Raw genomic sequence first — 1,194 nt, forward strand, 5'->3', positions numbered from 1 at the left:
CCTAAGCCCCTGGCCAGAAGTCCTTCCCGTAACCCGGCGGTAGCCAGGGTGAGGTCCAGGGTGCCGCGGTGGCCAGGTTCTGTGCGTCGGTGCGGTGCTGGAAGAACGCGTGGGCTTGCTGAATCCGGTCGTTGATCGTGGCCGTCGCGGTGTTGGCGATCTGGCGTTTCATCGCGGCCCAGATCCGTTCGACGGGATTGTCCTGGGGGCTGTACTTCGCGCCTTCGATGACCTGGATCCGGGGATGCTCGGCGAGCCAGCGTTGAGTGATTTTGGAGTGGTGGGTGCTGCCGTTGTCACAGATCACGGCGATGATCGGGGCGTGCGGGTAGGCGTCGAGCAGTTGCTGCAGGAAGTAGCAGAACACCACGGAGACGTTCTTGACGGAGATGTGGTGGTGCACGGCGCCGGTGAGCAGGTTGACCGCGCCGTGCACGGTCCGGCGCACGTTCGTGCCGGGCGTCAGGATCCGATGCCGCAGACCGGTGGGCATCCAGCAGGAGCGGACCCGGGCGAGCAGGTCGATGTGGGTTTCGTCCTCGGCCAGGACCACGCTGCCGGCCGGCAGGGCGGCGATCCGGTCGCGGATGCCGGAACAGATGGTGTCGCGGTTCGGGTCGCTTTTGGCGATCAGGCGGGGCCGGGCCCAGCGAGCTTGTTCACGGATGCGGCGGCGCATCGTGGACATGCTCAGCTGGGGCCGGCCGAGGGCCTTGAAGATGCGGGTGGTGGTCCAGGATCGGGGTGTCTGCAGCAGGGTGTGGATGCGTTCACCGAGGCGTCGGCTGCCTTTGCGGGGGCGTCCCGAGCGGGGCCGGTCGGGTAGGCCGGTGAGGCCTTCGGACCGGTGGCGGGCGATCCAGGTCCGAACGGTTTTCGGGTCGTAGTGCAGCAGATCGGCGATCTCGGATGCGGTCCATCCGGCGGCGGACAGCACGACGATGACCATCCGGGTCGCGGTACGCCATTGGCCGTGCAGGGCGGTAATCAGTTCGGTGTGTTGCTGTTCGGACATGCTGGCGTAGACGTGCGCGGGGCGCATACTGGCGGTGACCTCGTCGTGGTTCGGGTTCTTGTGTGGAAACTTGATCCGACCCCACGACGAGGTTTTTACGTTGCTATGTCCTTCTTGCTGAGCATGTTCGCGGACAGCCCGTCACCAGTTACGTACCGAACTTCTGCCTACGCGCTTAG

The 1,194-nt window shown here is 65.7% G+C and carries 1 protein-coding gene; it reads right to left on the reverse strand.

What is annotated here, in order from left to right:
- Position 1: 1 nt before the first annotated feature.
- Positions 2-1,042 (reverse strand): IS630 family transposase, encoded by a 1,041-nt coding sequence (locus LXN57_RS47690; RefSeq protein ID WP_251804961.1) that lies wholly within the window; start codon positions 1,040-1,042, stop codon positions 2-4.
- Positions 1,043-1,194 lie beyond the last annotated feature (152 nt).

Source organism: Paractinoplanes hotanensis, assembly GCF_023717965.1.
Lineage (GTDB): Bacteria > Actinomycetota > Actinomycetes > Mycobacteriales > Micromonosporaceae > Actinoplanes > Actinoplanes polyasparticus.